The sequence below is a fragment of the Bradyrhizobium zhengyangense genome (assembly GCF_022012555.1).
Classification (GTDB): domain Bacteria; phylum Pseudomonadota; class Alphaproteobacteria; order Rhizobiales; family Xanthobacteraceae; genus Bradyrhizobium; species Bradyrhizobium zhengyangense.
Genome location: NZ_JAKLTZ010000006.1, coordinates 174,305 through 193,120 on the forward strand (window position 1 = coordinate 174,305; position 18,816 = coordinate 193,120).

Sequence of the window (18,816 nt, forward strand, 5' to 3'; positions counted from 1 at the left end):
CCCGCTAGCCCCGCTTGATACGCGGATCGATCGCGGCTTGGGCGATGTCGACAAGGAGATTGAGAAAGACGAAGAACAGTGCCAGCACCAGGATCGTGCCCTGCAGCAGCGGCAGGTCGCGCTGGAAGATCGCGGAGTTGAGCAGGAAGCCCGAGCCCGGCCAGGAGAACACGGTCTCGATCAGGATCGAGCCGCCGAGCATGTAGCCGAGCTGAAGCCCCATCACCGCGAGCGCGGTCGGCGCGGCGTTCTTGATGACGTGGCGGAATACGCCGGTTTCGTGCAGGCCCTTGGCGCGCAGCGCTTCAACGAAATCCTGCGAGAGGATATCGCCAGTGAGCGCGCGCACGGTGCGTGTGACGATGCCCATTGGAATCACCGAGGTGGTGATCGCCGGCAGCACCAGATATTTCAGGTGGTCCCAATCCCAGGCCCAGGCCGCAGAGCCGCCGGGCCCGGCGCCGACCGCGGGCAGCCAGTTCAGCTCCACCGAGAAGATAATGACCAGCACCATACCGAGCCAGTAATGCGGCACCGAGACGCCGGCGATGGCGAACGACGTGGCGAGCTTGTCGATCCATGTCTCGCGGAAATAGCCGGCTATCAGCCCGAGCAGGATGCCCATGGTGAAGCCGATGATGGCGGCCGCAATCGCCAGCGTGACGGTGTTGCCGACCGCGCGCATGACCTCGGCGAGCACGGGGCGCCCCGTGGCAATGGAATTGCCGAGATCGCCATGCAGCGCGCGCAAGAGCCAGAGGCCGAACTGCACCGGCAGCGGCCGGTCGAAGCCATAGGCGGCGCGCAGCTGCGCGGCGAGTTCCTGCGAGGCATCTGCGGGGAGCACCGCAACCAGCGGATCGCCCGGCGTGATGTGCACGAGCAGAAAGCACACCAGCGCCACGCTGATGACGATCGGGATGACATAGACGATGCGTCTGGCGATATAGGCGAGCACGGATTGACCTGACGTGATGTCGTACGATTGGGTGCGCGTCTTCAGTAAGGGACGCGCGATGGTAGGGCTCCCCTCCCCCTTGCGGGGAGGGGTTGGGGAAGGGGGTTCACACGGGCGGTCCCTGTGTGGCTACCCCTCTCCCTAACCCTCCCCCACAAGGGAGGAGGGAACTCTACCAGCGTGCTCACCTCACTGCTGCATCGCAATCGGCGAGAAGTCGATGAACCAACTCTTCGGCTGGATCACGCCTGTCACTTTCGGGCTCATGGCGCGCGGGCCGACGTCGTGGGCGACGTAGAGGAAGGCGGCGTCGTCGACGGAGGCTGCGTGCAGCTCGGCGAGCGCGGCGTCGCGCGCGGCGGGGTCGAAGGTCTGCCTTGCCTTCTTCACCAGCTCGTCGAACTTGGGATTGTTGATGAACCCCCAATTGTTCGAGACTGGCGGGGCCATGCCCGATTGCAGGAAGCGCACCAGCGCGAAGAACGGGTCCATCGCCGCATAGGTGACGTTGGTCGCATTCGAGCCATTGGCGCTCGGATCCTTGGCGCCGCGGCGCCAGTTGGTGAACAGCGTGTTCCACTCGATGACGTCGAGCTGCACGTCGAAATAACATTCGGCGAGCGCCTGCTGGAGGTATTCGTTCATCGGTAGCGGTTGCATCTGGCCCGAGCCTGAAGCAGACGTCTGGATCTTCACCGTCAGCTTCTTGTTTGGACCGAAGCCGGCCTCCTGCATCAGCTTTTGCGCAGCCGGCTTGTCGTACTTGATCTCGAAGGTCGGTTTTCCGCGCCAGGGATGGCCGGGCTCGAAGGTGCCGGTCGCCGGCACCATCAGCCCTGCAAGCAATCCGTCCCTGAGGCCTTCGCGATCGACGCAAAGATTGGCGGCCTTGCGGACGCGAATGTCGTTCCAGGGCGAGCCTTCGACACGCGAGAACTGCCACGGCCAGACGTGCGGCTGCTCATTGGCATAGAGCTTGAAGCCGCGTTGCTTGAGCTCGGGCAGCGCATCCGGCGCCGGCGCCTCGACCCAATCGACCTGTCCAGACAAAAGCGCCGCGGTGCGCGCGTTGGCCTCCGGCATCGGCAACAGCACCATCTTGTCGATCTTGGGCACGCGGGTCTTGTCCCAATAGTCGGCATTCTTGACCAGCTCGAGCCGCTCGCGCGGCGTGAAGCCCGCCATCTTCCACGGGCCGGTGCCGGCGGCGTCCTTGGCAAAGGCAGTCCAGGCGGACTGCGATTTGGCCTTGGCATCTGCGCCTCCGGCCTTGTCATAAAAGTGCTGCCACTTTGCCGGGCTCGCCATGAAGAGGTTGGTGAGGTTGATCGGCAGGAAGCTGTCGGGCTCCTTGGTGGTGAGCTCGACCGTCATGTCGTCGATCTTCCTGGCGGAGGCCAGCGTCGGCATACGCGAGGCCGTGACGCCGACCTGGCTCGGATCGAACTGCGGCGCGTCCTGCTTCAAGACCTTGTCGACGTTCCAGACCACTGCGTCGGCATTGAACGGGGTGCCGTCGTGGAAGGTGACGCCGGGGCGCAGCTTGAAGGTCCATTTGGTCTTGTCTGACTCGTCGACCTTCCATTCGGTCGCGAGGCCCGGGATCACCACGCTCGGTTTGTCGGCGGACGACAGGTCCCAGCCGGTGAGCGCGTCATACATGGTGACGCCGGTGAAGCGGTTGCCTTCAAAACCCTGATCGGGCTGACCGAGCGTGCGCGGAATGTCCGCCGCGGTCATGCCGATGCGCAGCACGGTCTCGGCGCTGGCCGCGCGCGGCCACGCCGCCGCAGCCGCCACGGCAAGTGCAGCGATCAATGCTGCACGCGCGGTTGTCTTGATAAGCATCGCCTCAATCCTTTTCCCGATATCGATGACTAATTTTGATGCAAACGTATGCAATGGCTATGCCATCCGGGGAAACTTATTCTGCAAATTGCCCCTGCGACGACAAGTCCTTGTGATCGTGCGCGTGCATGGGCATCGTGCTGCCTATTCTGGCATCAAGATTGCAACGTTTGAGCCCGACCTTTTCCTGGGAGCTTGGGCTATGCGTATTCGCTTAACGACCTGTCTCGCCGCGCTTGCGCTGGCGATATCAGCACTCTCGGCGCGCGCCGAAACGGTGGTGCGCTACGGCATCTCGATGGCGGATATTCCGCTGACATCAGGCCAGCCCGATCGCGGTGCCGGAGCCTATCAGTTCACGGCCTACACCATCTACGATCCGCTGGTGGCGTGGGAGATGGACGTCGCCGATCGGCCGGGCAAACTGGTGCCGGGGCTCGCGACCGAATGGAAGGTCGACGACACGGACAAGACCAAGTGGCGCTTCACCCTTCGCAAGGGCGTGAAGTTTCACGACGGCAGCGAGTTCAACGCCGATGCGGTGATCTGGAATCTCGACAAGGTGCTCAACGACAAGGCGCCGCAATTCGACAAGCGGCAGAGCGCGCAGGTGAAGACCCGCCTGCCCTCGGTCGCCAGCTACGCCAAGATCGACGATTTCACCGTGGAGATCACCACCAAGACGGTCGATTCCTTTTTCCCGTATCAGATGCTGTGGTTCCTGGTGTCGAGCCCGGCACAATATGAGAAACTCGGCAAGGATTGGGACAAGTTCGCAAGCCAGCCGTCGGGCACCGGCCCGTTCAAGCTGACCAAGCTGGTGCCGCGCGAGCTCGCCGAGCTCAGTAAGAATCCGGACTATTGGAATCCGAAGCGGATTCCCAAGGTCGACAAGATCGTGCTGGTGCCGATGCCGGAAGCGCTGACGCGCACCAACGCGCTGCTCGCAGGGCAAGTCGACCTGATCGAGACTCCGGCGCCCGATGCCGTGCCGCAGCTGAAAGCCGCCGGCATGAAACTCGTCGACAACGTCACGCCGCATGTCTGGAATTATCACCTCAGCGTGCTGCCGGGCTCGCCCTGGACCGACATCCGCCTGCGCAAGGCGCTGAACCTCGCCATCAACCGCGACGAGGTGGTCGGCCTGATGAACGGGCTTGCAAAGCCGGCCAAGGGCCAGGTCGACCCGTCGAGCCCGTGGTTCGGCAAACCGAGCTTTGAATTGAAGTACGATCTTGCTGCGGCGAAGAAGCTGGTGGAGGAAGCCGGCTATTCAAAAGAAAAGCCGCTGAAGACCACTTTCATCATCGCGCAGGGCGGCACCGGCCAGATGCTGTCGCTGCCGATGAACGAATTCCTGCAGCAGAGTTTCAAGGAGATCGGCATCGACATCGACTTCAAAGTGGTCGAACTCGAGACGCTCTATACGCATTGGCGCAAGGGCGCGGCCGACGAGATGAATGCCGGCATCACCGCCAACAACATCGCCTATGTCACGTCGGATCCGCTCTACGCCATCGTGCGCTTCTTCGCCTCCGACCAGATCGCGCCTGTCGGCGTCAATTGGGGCGGCTACAAGAACCCCGAGGTCGACGCCCTGATCAACCAGGCCAAGCAGACCTTCGACACCGCCAAGCAGGACGAGCTGATCGCCAAGGCCCATGCGCTCATCGTCGACGATGCCGCGCTGGTCTGGGTCGTCCACGACACCAACCCGCACGCGCTGTCGCCGAAGATCAAGCAGTTCGTGCAGGCCCAGCACTGGTTCCAGGATCTGACCACGATCGGGGTGGAGTAAAGGCCGCGGACACAGCTGCCGGGGGGTGGGTTAGTTAGCCGAGGGCGTAACCCACCATGCTTCCGCAAACACGGACCGGAGTCGGCGGGTTACGCTCAACGGATTGCGCTTCGCGCATCCGCTGAGCTAACCCACCCTACAAAGCCCCCCTACTTCGTCAGCAGCGCATACGCCCCGGTCCAGCCCTCCGGCGGCGGATTGGCTTTGAACTCCCCGATGCGCGCTTCGTACAGCTTGAACAGCTTTTCCAGCGTGTCGGCGTCCTCGCTGCGACGGCCGCGCTCGATGGCGTCGAGGGCACCCTGCCAGTCGCGGTTGCGGTAGCAGCCGAGCATCTCGATGGTGACGTTGCGCAGGCGCTGGAACGCGCCCGATTGCATCACGTCCTCGCGGCCGGCGATGGCATAGATCACCTCCGGCTCGGTCTTGCCCTTGACCATGATGAAGTCGAGCTCGAGGATCGCGAATCTGTCCTTGGCGGCGAGCGCCGTCCGCGAGCCGACAATGATGGGGAAGCCGTATTCCTTGGTCTGGCCTTCCAGGCGCGAGGCGAGGTTCACGCTGTCGCCGAGCACCGAATAGTTCTTCTTCAGGTCGGAGCCCATGTTGCCGACCACGCCGATGCCGGTGTTGAGGCCGATGCCGACATTGAGCGGAATGTAGACGTGGCCGCCATCGGCGGCTTCCTGCTCGCGCTCCCTGTTGACGACGTCGATCTTCTCGAGCATCTGGATCGCTGCCTCGCAGGCATGGACCTGATGCTCGGCATCGTCGAGCGGCGCGTTCCAGAACGCCATGATGGCGTCGCCCATATATTTGTCGACGTAACCCTTCTGTTCGATGATCACGTCCGTGAGCGGCGTCAGGAAGCGGTTCATCAGCGTGATCAGGCCTTGCGGATCGTGCTTGTAGCTTTCCGAGATCGTGGTGAAGCCGCGCACGTCGGAGAACATGATCGTCATCTCGCGCTCCTCGCCGCCGAGCACGACCTTCTCCGGCGATTGCGCGAGCTGTTCGACCAGCACGGGCGACATGTATTGGGCGAAGATGCCGCGGATCTGCACGCGCTGGCGCTGCTCGCGCACGAAGCTTGCAAAGATGAAGGTCAAATAGATCGCCGTGGTCGACAGCAGCGGATAGGTGAAGTCGATGAGGTAGCGGTATTTCGCGTAGAAGAACCAGGACACGCCGATCAGGATAGCGGCGAACAACGCGCCCGCCAGCACCAGTCGCACCGGTCCGAGATTCGGCGTGAAGATGATGACGAGAATGCCGATGATCATCGCGACGATCAATTCGAGGCCGAGCGCGTAGTTCGGCCGCGAAATCGCGGCGCCGGTCAGCACGCTTTCGAGCACCTGGGCATGGATCTCGACACCCGGCATGGCGCGCGATACCGGCGTGGTCTTGATGTCGTTCAGGCCGACAGCGGAGGTCCCGATCAGCACCAGCTTGCCGGCAAGCTTGCCCGGCGACACCGTGTTGTCGAGCACATCAGCCGCCGAGACGTAGATCGAGGGGTCGCGGCGGGCATAGTGCACCCAGAGCTGGCCGTTCTCGTCGGTCGGAATCTCGACGCCCTTGATGCGGACGGCGCGGATGCCGCTCTTGTCGGTGCGCACCAACAGCGTCGGCGTCCCCGTGACGACGCGCAGGATCTCGAGACTGAGCGACGGCATGATCTGGCCTTGCGCGCGCATGATCATCGGCACGCGCCGGATCAGGCCGTCGCGCTCGGTCTGGATCGTGAACAGGCCGCGGCCCGCGGCGACCCGCTCGATGATAGGCACGTTGCGCAACAGACCCGGGAATTCGAACAGAAAGCGCTCGGGCCCCGCCTCGCCGACCGTTGCCACGCCGGTGAAGGGAAGCGCCTTGTCGATCTCCGAAGTGATCGCAGACTGCCCGGTCTCGCCCAACACCACGCGCGAGCGCTTGATCGCCTCCGAAAGGATCTCGTCGTTGCTCGGCAATTCGCGCAGCCTGGTGCGGGTGGCCTCGTCGAGATAGCGCATCTGGCCCGCGACCAGGTCAGGATTGAGCCGGTCGGGCTCCGAGAACACCACGTCGAAACCGATCGCCACCGCGCCGTGACTGGTGAGGTTGGCGATCATGTCGGCGACCCGCGTGCGCGGCCATGGCCACTGGCCGAATTTGGCAAGGCTCTTGTCGTCGATGTCGACGATGGTGACCGGCCTCACCCCCTTCTTGTCGCGCGGGTCGACCAGCTGGAACATGTCGAAGGTGCGCAGCCGCAGCTCCTGCACCGGCGGCGGATCCCAGACCCGCAGACCCGCGAACACGACCAGCAGCGCAAGGCACAGCAGCCGCGCCAAGCCGAACTTTCGCGTGAACCACCGGCGCAGGATCTTGAGACGTTTCATATCAGTCGCGCTTCCTGCCGCGCATCGCGTCCGTTCGAGCGATCATGGAGCCTCTCCGCGCGGTTGGCCATTGTCTGATGGCGGAGGATTATGGATTTTTTGCCGCGGTCAAGCTCCGCGTTCCGGGCCGGGCGGGTCCGGCGTTCATCAGGTGATGTGGAAGATGAAATCGCTGGCCTTGAGATTTGCGGCGATAACGCTCTTCAGCAACAGCTGCTCGTTCTCCGTGATCGGTCCGCCCTCGGGGTGACTGATCTGCTGATGCCAGGTGACCAGCGTGTCGCTGGTGCCCTCCTGCTGCACGATTGTGAGATTGCCGATGGAGCCGACATCCGAGAACTGGCGCAGGTCGATCTTGTCCAGGCCCTCGATGAAATCGGTAATGGTGTGCGAGGCGTCGCCCCCGCCGAAGCCCGGCGCGAACACGAACTGATCCTTGCCGCCGCCGCCGGTCAGCGTGTCGCCGGTCGTCGGCGCGAAGATCACGTCCTTGCCGCCGGTGCCGGTCAGGGTGATGCCCTGGCTGGTGTCGCCAGCCTCGTCGAAGATGAAGTTGACGGTGTCGTAAGCACCGGTGGTCTTGTCCGTCACGGTGAGCGCGATCCGGTCCTGGTCGGGTGCCGGATCGCCCGGAGAGTAGGTCACACCATTCTCGAACGCTGTGTTGATGTCGTCGAGCGAGCCCGACGCCGGCGACAGATCGACGCTGCTGCCCGGCGCATGCAAGGTCGACGCCGCGACCGTAAACTCATCCGTCGACGCGCTGGAATCGGTGTCGCTGACCGAAAGATTGAAGATGGTGTCGGTGCCTGCCTCGCCATTGTGCGAGACGTAGAAATGATCGGTGTCGATGACCGGTCCGCCGGGGGGCGCGGTCACGCTGGTTGAAATCGTGGCGGTCTTGTCCGAGACCGGCGCGGTGCCGTCGGTGCTCATCGCGGTGATGTCAGTCGTCGTCGCCGGCGAAGCGGAGGTCGTGATCCCCCCGGTATAGGTGTCGTCGAGGGCGTGGACGCCGAGCGGGGCCGGCGTGCCGTTAAAGCCATCGGCGGGCAGGAAGCGGATCAGCGTATCGGTGCCCAGCACCAGCGCCTGTGTGTCGCTGACCGAACCGATGTCGACCCACTGATGGGTGCCGGCGAGCTCGTACTGCCAGACGCCGTCGGCGGACGATGCCGTGTCCGAAGTGACCGCGATGGCCTTGAAGCTCGAGCCGTCGTCGACGTCGTGGAATTTGCCTGCGAAGAGGTCGCTGACGGCGCTGCCAGTCGGATCGCTCTCGTTGCCGGCGACGGAGGCGAGCGTGGTGCTGTCGAGCGTCGGCGCGTCGTTACTGCCGGCGATGTTGATCGTGACGACGCCATTGCCGGTGCCGGTCGGCGTATGGCTGTCGTCGGGCACGATGGTGTATTGCAGCGACAGCGTATGGCCCGCGGCCAGGAAGTCGAAGGCCTGGCTGCTGGAATTGAAGTCCCAGGTGAACTGGGCGTGGGTTGCCGTGCCGTTCAGGATGTCGCCGGACTGCACGGTGAGATAGTTCAGGAGGTCTGCGTTCGACAGCCCGTCGATGCCGTCGGTTTGCAAGGTCCCGTCGAGATAGACCGAGAGGTGATCGAGCGCGACCGTGACGTGATCGGTGGCGTCGGCGTCGGACACGGTGAGCGTGCCGGTCGCGCCGAGCCCCGAATTGGTCTCGCTCAGGTCGGCGCCGGCACTGTCGCCGGCCTTGGCCGCGATCGCCGGGGCGTCGTTCGCGCCTGATATCGTGACGGTGACCTGGGTCGTGTCGGTCTTGTGGCCGTCGTCAAGCGTGATGGTGGAGACCACCGTCGCGGTCTGGCCCTGCCCGAGGAAATCCAGCGAGCCGTCGGCGATCGAATAGCTCCAGCCGACGGTGCCGTTGTTCTTGCCGGTCAGTTGCAGCGACAGCGCGTGTTCGAGCGCGCTGATCTCGTCCGGCGTCAGCGTCAGAGCGGTGTGGTCGGCGGCGAGCCAGGTCACGTCCTGATGGGTGACCGTCGCCGTCGACCGGTCGGTCAGGTCGACGTCGGTGAAGGCGATCGAGCCGGTCGCGGCAGGCGACGGATCGTATGTCGTGGAGGCGCCGGTGGTGTCGGCAAGCTCGGAGACGCTCGCGGTCAGCGTCGCGCCATCGGTGGTGAATTTGGGCGCGTCGTCGGCGGCGTTGACCGTGATCAGCGTATGATCCGTGCCGTCATTGCTGCCCGCAAAGGTCGCGTGGCTGTAGTCGGCACCGGTCAGGGTCAGACTGATGTGGTGCCCTGCGGCGTCGGTGATCGTCAGCGTGCCGCCGGTGCTGGCGTCGTCGTTGGCGACGTAGGCCGCACTGGTGCCGAGGCCATAGTCGATGCTCGACAGGTCGATCTTGTCTGTCGACGCCAATCCCGCGATCGATCCGCCGAAATCCGTGGTCTGGATATCGAGCTCGGCGCCACTGCCGCCGAAGGTGACCGTCTGCGACACCGCGGCGTCAACCACGAGCGTCGCGCCGGTGTCGATGGTGACCGAGCCGGAGCCTGACAGCGACCCGAACAGCGACAGCGTCCCGTCGGTGTGGATCTCGATCGTGTTGGTATTGGTGATATTGCCGGTGATCGAGGCGGAGCCCCAGCTCTCGATCTTGCCGGAGTTGGTGATGCCAAACGCCACCCCGTCCGCACTCGAGACCGAAGCACCGTCGTGGAGGTCGATCTCACCGGCATTGTCGATCTTGGACAGCGTGCCGAACACGCTGGTGCCGGAGACGGTCCAGGTGCCGGCCGTGTTGTTGTCGAACGTGGCACTGGCGACCGAGATGTTGCCGTTGATGTGCCCGCTGTTGTTGATCGTGACCGCGCCGCCGGTCTCGGCGATAGCGTAGGTTGTCGAGGTCACGCTGCCGGGGGCATCGGGTCCGATCGTGCCGGTATTGTCGATCACCGCCGCGCCGGTCGTGTTCTCCTGGACGAAGATCGCGTAGTGACCGCTCGCTCCCACGACCGAGCCGGTATTGGTGATATGTGTCGAGCCGGTCGCGCTTGCATCGTTCTGGGTGACGACGATGCCGGCCGTTCCCGTGGCGGTGAGTTCGCCGTCATTGAGGATGGTGACGTTGCTCTTGCCGGTCGCCACAACGCCCAGAGCAACCGCGCCTGTGGCCGAGCCCTCGTTGGTGACGCTCACATCGCCGCCGCCGTGATCGGAGGCACGGATCGCGTTGCCGGCGGCAGTGATCGACGAGGCCTTGCCGGTCGAGACCGTGACGTTGCCGGCGCCCCAGGTGAATGCCTCGATGCCGAAGCCAGCATCGGCCGTGATCGTGGCATCGCTGTCGACGATGACATCGCCATTGACCGCGCCCGAGAAGGTGGCGTCGCCGCCCGGCTTGTAGCCGGCGATGATCCCGCCCGGCGTGGCGCCATCGTTGTTCAGCGTGCTGCCGGAATGGATCGTGCCATGCGCCTCGACGGAGATCGTGCTGTGCAGATCGCTTCCGATCGCTGTCGCATAATTCACTGCGACGATGCCCGAGCTGCCCGACGTGATGCTGTCGCCCGTCGCGAGCGTGACGGCGATGTCGCCGGCATCGATACTGTAGGCCTTGACGCCGTAGGCCGTTGCACCCGAGATCGTGACGCTTGTGCCCAGCGTGACCGTGATGTCGCCGGTGCCACCGCTGAGGGCGGAGGCCTCGATGCCGTAGCTCTGAGTTCCGGACACGGAAATCGTGGTGCCGGCGAAGCTGGTCACCGTGACGTTACCGTTCCCGTAATTGTAGGCGTCGATGCCCGAGCCCGCCCCGGCGGTAATGTCGGCGTAATTATTGACAACGACCGTGCCGGTAACGGCGGTATTGGCACCGGTGCTGTTCGTCGAGCCAGTATAGCCGGCCTGGATGCCAGCCGGCGGATTGCCAGCCAGGTTTGACGTGCCGCCAGAATGGATCGAGCCATGCGCGTTGACAGTGATGGTGCTGTCGTTCCCACTGTCGAGCGAGGTCGCCCGGTTGACGGCCACGATACCGGAGCTTCCCGAGGTCACGACACTGCCGGCCTCGGTCGCGACGGCGATGTCACCGGCACCATAGCTACGCGCACGGATGCCGTAGGTCGAGCTCGCCGTGACGTTGCCGCCGGCGTCGATGCTGATGGCGCCATCGCCTTGTGTCGTCGCATCGATGCCGAAGGCACCGCCGGCGGCCCCGCCAAGCTGGGTGATCGAGATGTCGCCGGCGTTCGCGGCATTCAGATTCTCGACCAGAATGCCTTCCGAATTCGCGCCAGTGCCCGTCGCCTTACCGGTGAGATTGTCGATCGTGATGTCGCCTACGCCGGTCGCGCTGTCGCGCAGCGTGATGCCGTTGCCGGCCAGGCCCGTGACGTCCTTTGTCGCCGTCAGCGAGATGTCGCCGGTGCCGTTCTGAATGACAACGATGCCGTTGGCCGCGCCGTTCAGCGTGCCGGTCGGCGTGAGGACGATACTCGCGGGCTTGAGGGATGTGCCGCCCGACGCCGTGAAGTCGAGCGCGTCGTTGATCGAGGTCGTAATGTCGGCCGCGCCGGTGACCGTGAACGTGCCGCCGGTCGACGACTGGCCGGTAATGGTGCCGGTGAAGCCGAGACTGCTCTTGTCGAGCTGGAGCGTATCGGCGCCGCCGGCAAAGGTGACGGTCTGCGCGTCAGCACCGGCAAGCTCCAGCGTCGCCTTGTCGTCGATAATCAGCTGGCCCACGCCGGTGAGCCCGCCGGAGAGGTTCAGCGTGCCGGCCTGCACCTCGATGAAGCCGGTGTTGGTCACGACGCCCGAGATCGTGTTGGCGTTGGAGACGCTGAAGATATGGCCGGAGTTGCTCAGCTGACCGCCGTTGATCGTGACGATATCGGACAGATAGAGCTTCGAGCTGCCATCGACCGTCACAGTCCCGCCGTCGTTGGCGACGGTCAGCGACGTCAGCTTCAGAATGCCGCCGCCAATTGCCTTGATATCGGCGGTGTTGACGATCTGCTCGCCGGAGATGTCCAGCTCGCCGCCATTTGCCTGGAGCAGCTGGTGGTTGGCGAGGGTGTGGACGATAGCAGGATCGATCGTCAGCGTGCCGCTGGTGACCGTGATCGTGCCGGTGTTGGTGATGTCGGCGTTGCTGATAGCGCTGGTGCCGAAGGATTCCAGCGTGCCGGCAAGCGTCACGGTGCCGCCGTCGATCGTCGCGGCGGAAAGATCGAGCGTCGAGCCCGACTCGATCGACACGGCCCCGTCGGTGTTGGTCACGTCAGTCGAGATCAGCTTCAGCGTGCCGTCGTTGATCGCGCCCAGCGTGCCGGTATTGGTGACGGCCTCGGTGTTGATGTCGAGCTCGGCATTGTTGGCCCGGATCGTGCCGCCGTCATTGCTGATCTTGGGGGTGGAGCCCGTCGCCAGCAGCGTCAAGAGCCCGCCGAGCGTCGATTCCAGCAGATAGCTGTTCGAGATGTTGGCGTCGGTCACCGCTGTGGTGCCGGACGAAGCGAGCGTCCCTGCGATCGTGAGCGCGCCGCCCGTCAGGGTGGCGCCGACCAGCGTCAGCTTCTTGTCGGCCTCGACCTTGACGGTGCCGTTGTTCGTGATCTTGCTTGCCGACACGGTCGCATCGTCGAATGTCAGCGTGATGTCGCTCGCAACCGCCACAGTGCCCTTGTTCAGGGCCGCGTTGCCGTCGATCGTGCTGTCGCCGGTGACGTTGATCATGCCGCCCGACGGGCCGCTGTAGTTATTGATGGCGCCGCCGGATATTTCGGTGCCCGCGAGGGTCAGGATCTGGCCGTCATCGACCTGCACCGTGCCGATGTTGGTCACGACATCGTTGAGCAGCGTCGCGGCGCCCGCGATCTCCAGCGTGCCGTTGTTGGTGACCAGGCCACCCTGGATCTTCGCGCCGCCCTGCAGCTTGACGGTATCGTCCAGCTCGATGCTGGAATTGTCGGTGATAACCGAGCCTGCGACCGTGATGCCGTCCAGGGTCAGCTTCGCATCGGCCGTGACCGCGCTCGTGCTCAACGTCGCGCCGCCGTCGATCTTGCTCGCGACCGTGACGTCGATGGTGCCCGAGCCGTCGATGGCCCCGCCCGAGATCTCGGTGTTCGACAGCGTCAGTGTCTGACTGCCGTCGACCTGCACCGTGCCGATGTTGGTAACGACGTCATTAAGCAGCGTCGCCGCGCCTGAGATCTCCAGCGTGCCGTTGTTGGTGACCGGGCCACCCTGGATCTTCGCGCCGCCCTGCAGCTTGACGGTATCGTCCAGCTCGATGCTGCCCTTGACGGTGATGGCTGTGCCATCGACCGTCATCGCATCGAGCATCAGAGCCTGGAGGTTCTCGACCGTGACGAAGCCGGCGCTCAGCGTTGCCCCGCCGTCAATCGCGCTGTCGCCGGTGACGTCGATCGTACCTGGTCCGGCGATCGAGCCACCGCTGATCTCCGTGCCTGACACTGTCAGCGTCTGACCAGCATCGACCGACACCGTGCCGTGGTTGGTGACGATATCATCCAGCAGCGTCGCGGCGCCCTCGATCTCTAGCGTGCCGTTATTGACGATCGGGCCGCTTCCACCGACGGAGGAACCCTTCGAGAATTGCACCGGGCCGAGGGCAAAATCGTTCAGCGAATAGCTCGCGCTGGTCAGGATGAACTTGACCATAGCGATGTCAGCACTGCTGCCGACCAGGTCGATGAAGATCGCCGACCCGTCGCTGTTACCGTTGCTTACGCCGTCTTTGCTAACAGTACCGATTACGTTGCCGCCCAGATCATAGGCAATGATCTCGGCGGTGAAGCTTCCGTAGTAATCGGCCTGGATTTGCGCCCCCGCCGAAGAGACCGGCGCGGCGAACTTAATGGTGATGTCGGGGCCGGCCCCACGATCCCACAGCAGATGGGTTCCAGGCGCAAAATTCCCGAACCAGCCATAGCCTTGGTCACGCAGCTCAAAGGAACCGCCAGCGGAAGAGACCGTGCCGCCGGTGCCGTCGGTCGCGACGACCTGCTGCGGACTGCCGAGCACGGTGAATGACGTGCCGAGCTGCCCCCAGTTGAACTCCACCGTGGCGGGACTTCCGCCCTTGGGAGCGAAAACGCTCGAACTACCCTGGATCACCGCACCGCCGGTCAGCTTCACGGTGCCGCCGATCGTGATGCTGCCCTTGTCCGAGATCGTCGCGCCATCGACCGTTGCGGTATCGAGCGTCAGGGTTGTGCCCGCCTCGACTGTTACCGTGCTCGTGCTCAGCGTCGCGCCGCCGTCGATCTTGCTGGCACCGGTGACGTCGATCGTACCTGTGCCGTCGATGGCGCCGCCTGAAATCTCCGTGCCCGACAACGTCAGCGCTTGACCGCCGTCGACCTTGACCGTGCCGTGGTTGGTGACGACATCGTTAAGCAGTGTCGCCGCGCCTGAGATCTCCAGCGTACCGTTGTTGGTGACCGGGCCGCCCTGGATCTTGGCGCTGCCCTGGAGCTTGACGGTGTGATCGAGCTCGATGCTGGAATTGTCGGTGATGACAGAGCCCGAGACCGTGATGCCGTCCAGCGTCAGCTTTGCATCGGCCGTGACCGCGCTCGTGCTCAGCGTGGCACCGCCGTCGATCGTGCTCGCGACCGTGACGTCGATTGTGCCGGCGCCGTCAATGGCTCCGCCCGAGATCTCGGTGTTCGACAACGTTAACGTCTGGCTGCCGTCGACCTGCACCGTACCGTGGTTGGTCACGACGTCGTCGAGCAGTGTCGCGGCGCCCGCGATCTCCAGCGTGGCGTTGTTGGTGACGGGGCCGCCCTGGATCTTGGCACCGCCCTGCAGCTTGACGGTGTCGTCGAGCTCGATGCTGGCATTGTCGGTGATGACGGAGCCTGAGACCGTGATGCCGTCCAGCGTCAGCTTGGCATCGGCCGTGACCGTGGCAATGCTGAGCGTGGCGCCGCTGTCGATCTTGCTGGCGCCGGTGACATCAATGTTGCCGGCGCCCTTGACGGTGCCGCCGCTGATCGTGGCGCCGTTCAGGGTCAACGCGGCATCGACAATGACGTTGCCGCTGGAATTATCGACAGTCGATCCCGGACCGATCGCGAGTGCGCCTGTGAGCACCTCGATGGTGCCGGCATTGGTGACGGCCTCGCCGTTCAGCGCATTGCCGGTGCCGGTCACGTTGAGGGTACCGTTGTTCGTCAGCTTGCCGTTGCTCAGCACCCCGTCGCCGGTGAGATCGATCTCGCCATTGTTCGTGACGGTACCACCCTTGGGGATGCTCGTTATGGTGAGCGTACCGCCGCCGCTGTCGCTCTCAGCATGGACCACCGGCGTTCCCGGGAGGATGGTAATCGCACTACCGTCGATCGTTGCACCATTGATAGTCAGCTTGCTGCTGACATCGATCTTGACGTCGCCGGCATTGTTGATCCGGGAGCCCTGGTCGATCGTCAGCGCGTCATGTGCAAATACTTCGATGAGACCGCCGGCGTTGTTGAAACCGGTTTCGCTGGCGAACTCCACCGCGCCCTTGACGTTGACCACGCCGGAATTGTTCAGCGTGCCGTTCTCGATCAGGTTGATGCCGTCGAGCTCCAGCGTGCCGGAAACATTGACCGTGCCGCCGTCGATCGTCACGGCGTTCGCGACCAGCGTCGCGAGGGAGCCGACCTGCACGGTCCCGCCGGCATTGGCAATGCCGGTATCCAGCGTCAGCGTGCCGCCGAAAAGGTTGATGGTGCCGGAATTGACGATGGTGGTCAGCGTGTCGATCACACCGCCCGCGTCCAGCGTCAGCGTGCCGGCGTTGGTGATCGTGGCGGTATTGGTAACGACCACGCCGGTCTTCGGCCTGGTGATCGTCTCGACATCGATCGCGCCGCCGACGAAAACGGTACCGTCTGCCGCATTGGTGAACTTCGCATCGGCATTGAGCGTGAGCGCGCCCGCGAGCGTCAACGTGCCGTGGTTGATCACCTGCGGCGCCGTGTGGTCCACCGTGGTGTCGTAATCGTCCATCGTCAGCGATTTGCCGAAGGCCGCGACGTCGATCGTGACGGGATAGGACGGCGTCAGCCCATGGAGCTGATCGGTGATGACGATAACATCGTCGTTGCTGGTCGGGACCGTGCCGGTTTCCCAGTTCGCGGCGTCCTTCCAGAAACCGCCCGAGGGCTGGTTCGTCGCGATCCAGACCACCGCCGGGGCGTCGGTGCCTGTGATCTTGACGGTGATGGTCTGCTGCGAGGTCGCATTGTGCTCGTCAGCGACCGTCACGGTGTAGACCAGCGTCAGCACTTCGCCCTTCGGAATGAAGTCGGCGAGGTAGACGGGCAGATCGGCCAGCGACCAGTTGATGGTGCCGGTGCCAGTGCCGGTTGAATCGAGGCCGCCCGCGATCGCAACCGACATGGCGCTCTGGAACGCGGCAAGCGGACCCGGCGGCACGGTGGTGCCGTCCGGCAGGCTCGCGCCGGTCAGCGCCACGGATACGGTGTGGGTGTCGGTGAGGTCGACATCCGTGAAGGTGAGGGTGCCAGTGGTCGGAACGTTGGTGGTGAGCGGCCCGCCCGGCACGCTGGTGCCACCCGAGAAGGTGATCGTCGGCACGCTGGTGGTGATCACCGGCTTGTCGTTGGTGCCGGTGACCGTGATGGTGATCGGGAGCTGCCTGGTTTCGGGCTGGACCGAGAAATTGTTGTTGACGCTGACGATGTAAGTCACCGTCAGCGTTTCGCCGTCGGCGAGGAAGTCGAAGGCGTGATCGGGGATCGTGTAGGTTAGGGTCGCAGAACCGTTGTTGTTGTTGCCGCCGTCGGCGACGACAGCGATCTTGATCTGCGTCGCCGCAATATCCTGCTTCTGGAGCGCAGTGAGCGAGGCGGTGACGTCGTGATGGCCGGAGTCCGTATAGGTTAATTTTGATGGATCGAGGTCCACCGACACCGTCGGCCGGTCGCCCAGGTTTTGGTCGACGAAGTTGACCCGGAAGATGATGGTGTCGGCAGGCACGGCATCGCCGGTGGTGTCGGCGCGGTCGCCGGTCGCATGCGCGTGCTCAGTCACGGCGAACGCGGTCACCACGTTGCCGTTGCCATCGAGGACGCTCGCGAAGGGTGCGCCGGGAATACGGTCGACCCCCTTGTCCGACCCGCCCTGCGCCAAATTGCCACCGGTGTTGACCGGATTGACGAAGGTCGCAGTCGCGGTGGCGCCGGTGTCCGTCTTGATCAGGACAATGTCGCCGTTCTGCGTGATCGAGTCGGTAGAGTTGTTGGTGAGCTTGGTGTTGGTGTTGTTGTCGGTGAACTTCAGCGTGAACACGTCGTTGATCAGCTTCTGCACGTCAGGCGACAGCAGCGCATTGGTGACCGAGACGTTGCCGCCGCTGATCTGGATCATCTGGCCGGCCTGGTTGACCGTCGCGATCGGCAGCAGCGTCAGCTTGTCGAACAGGATGTAGGAGCCGGTGGTGCCGTTCGGCTCGACCAGCACCTGGAAGTTCGCCTGCGGCTGCGGATCACCGCCGCCCGCGGGAACGACGAAAGCGATCTCGGTCAGCACCGCCGTGCCGCGGATGCCCATGGTGGCGACCGGCGTGTCGATCTTCATGTCGCCGTGCTTGGCGGTCTCGCCGGCGACGAAGGTGATGGTGCCCGCGACCAGGCTGAGCAGCGAGGAATTGTTCGACCCGTTGGGGTCGTAGACCATCTCGTTCAGCACCATCCGCGCGTTGGAGGACAGGCCGAACACGGTGCCGTCGATGAAGGTGATGCCGAGCGTTGAGTCCGAGCCGGTCGAGACCACGTCGCCCTTCTCGACGTTGTCGCCGTTATTGAGGATGACCGAGACGCCGTTGCGGACCACGGTCGCGCTGCCGGTCAGCTTGGTGACATGACCGATGACCTGCGCCACGGCGGCACCGGGCGCAGCCTGCGCGACCTGGACGTAGCCGGTGAGCGCGCTGACGATGTCGCCGGTGAGATGCGCGCCGTCGGGCGAGGCGATCGCCGCGCGCTTGTCGCCCCTAAAATAATCGTGAACGACGACATCGTGGCCGTCGTGCGAGAGCACGAGATCGAGGCCCGCGCGCTTGAACTCGCCGTGGAAGATCAGATTGGGGTCGGCGATGACGACCGCGCCGTCAGGCACGTGGCCGTGTGCCTTGGCGGTAAACGAATCGACGTGATCAGAGGCGGACGAACGAAAGCCCTGGCCATCCAAGGTGAGCGCGGCGTCAAATTTGCCAGCGTAATTCAACCGGGCACCGTGAAAAGTGTTAAAATCTAAGTAAGTATCGATCGCCTAAGCTTGCATAGCATTACCAAGTCCCTAGCGAAACCATCTATTGCTTGTGTGATTTCGTATCACTTGGCGGTGGAAGCCTATGCCTACGGCGACATCCAAAGATAAACTGAAGTATATCTTGCAGAGATTTCGCGTAAATCGTCGCTTTCTCAAGTCTATCTTCCACTAGATTACGTATTCCAACATATTAACCATTTGTCGGATACTTGTGTCATCTTTTCTTCGTAGTACCCCGCGCCATACTGCGGCAAATACGGAGCTAAATCTGTGACCCAGCTAACAGAACCCGTGAAATTGCTGGTCATTAGCCATAGAAGCAGAATCGCTTCCCACAACTTCCGACTGCAATCCCGTCAGTCTCGCGGCAGCGCCCCTGATTTCGCCGGCCTGTAAAATTTTATGGAGTCCGGGAAGGGGCGGTTGAGCGTGCCCCACGCTAGTCGGCCCCCTGCCGCGCGCGTTAAGCAGAACAAAACGGCCCATCTCGCACTATCTCCGCGAAAGCAACAATCCCGGCACGTTCA

General features: G+C 63.7%; 5 protein-coding genes. 1 reads left to right on the forward strand and 4 read right to left on the reverse strand.

The features are described from left to right. Positions 1–4 precede the first annotated feature (4 nt). Together L6639_RS23685 and L6639_RS23690 are read right to left on the reverse strand one after the other, a co-directional pair. Positions 5–958: an ABC transporter permease gene (locus L6639_RS23685; RefSeq protein ID WP_237864042.1), complete on the reverse strand. Its 954-nt coding sequence runs from the start codon at positions 956–958 to the stop codon at positions 5–7. Between the two features lie 189 nt (positions 959–1,147). Beyond that, positions 1,148–2,806, reverse strand: a complete 1,659-nt coding sequence (locus L6639_RS23690) for an ABC transporter substrate-binding protein (RefSeq protein WP_237864043.1) — start codon at positions 2,804–2,806, stop codon at positions 1,148–1,150. Between the two features lie 202 nt (positions 2,807–3,008). Here L6639_RS23690 and L6639_RS23695 point away from each other — a divergent pair, with 202 nt between their 5' ends. Beyond that, positions 3,009–4,604 (forward strand): ABC transporter substrate-binding protein, encoded by a 1,596-nt coding sequence (locus L6639_RS23695; protein WP_237864044.1) that lies wholly within the window; start codon positions 3,009–3,011, stop codon positions 4,602–4,604. A 149-nt stretch (positions 4,605–4,753) separates the two neighbouring features. Here the strand turns inward: L6639_RS23695 and L6639_RS23700 are convergent, their stop codons facing one another. After that, positions 4,754–6,988: a CHASE2 domain-containing protein gene (locus L6639_RS23700; protein ID WP_237864045.1), complete on the reverse strand. Its 2,235-nt coding sequence runs from the start codon at positions 6,986–6,988 to the stop codon at positions 4,754–4,756. Between the two features lie 147 nt (positions 6,989–7,135). Continuing rightward, positions 7,136–18,244, reverse strand: a complete 11,109-nt coding sequence (locus L6639_RS23705) for a FecR domain-containing protein (RefSeq protein WP_237864046.1) — start codon at positions 18,242–18,244, stop codon at positions 7,136–7,138. Positions 18,245–18,816 lie beyond the last annotated feature (572 nt).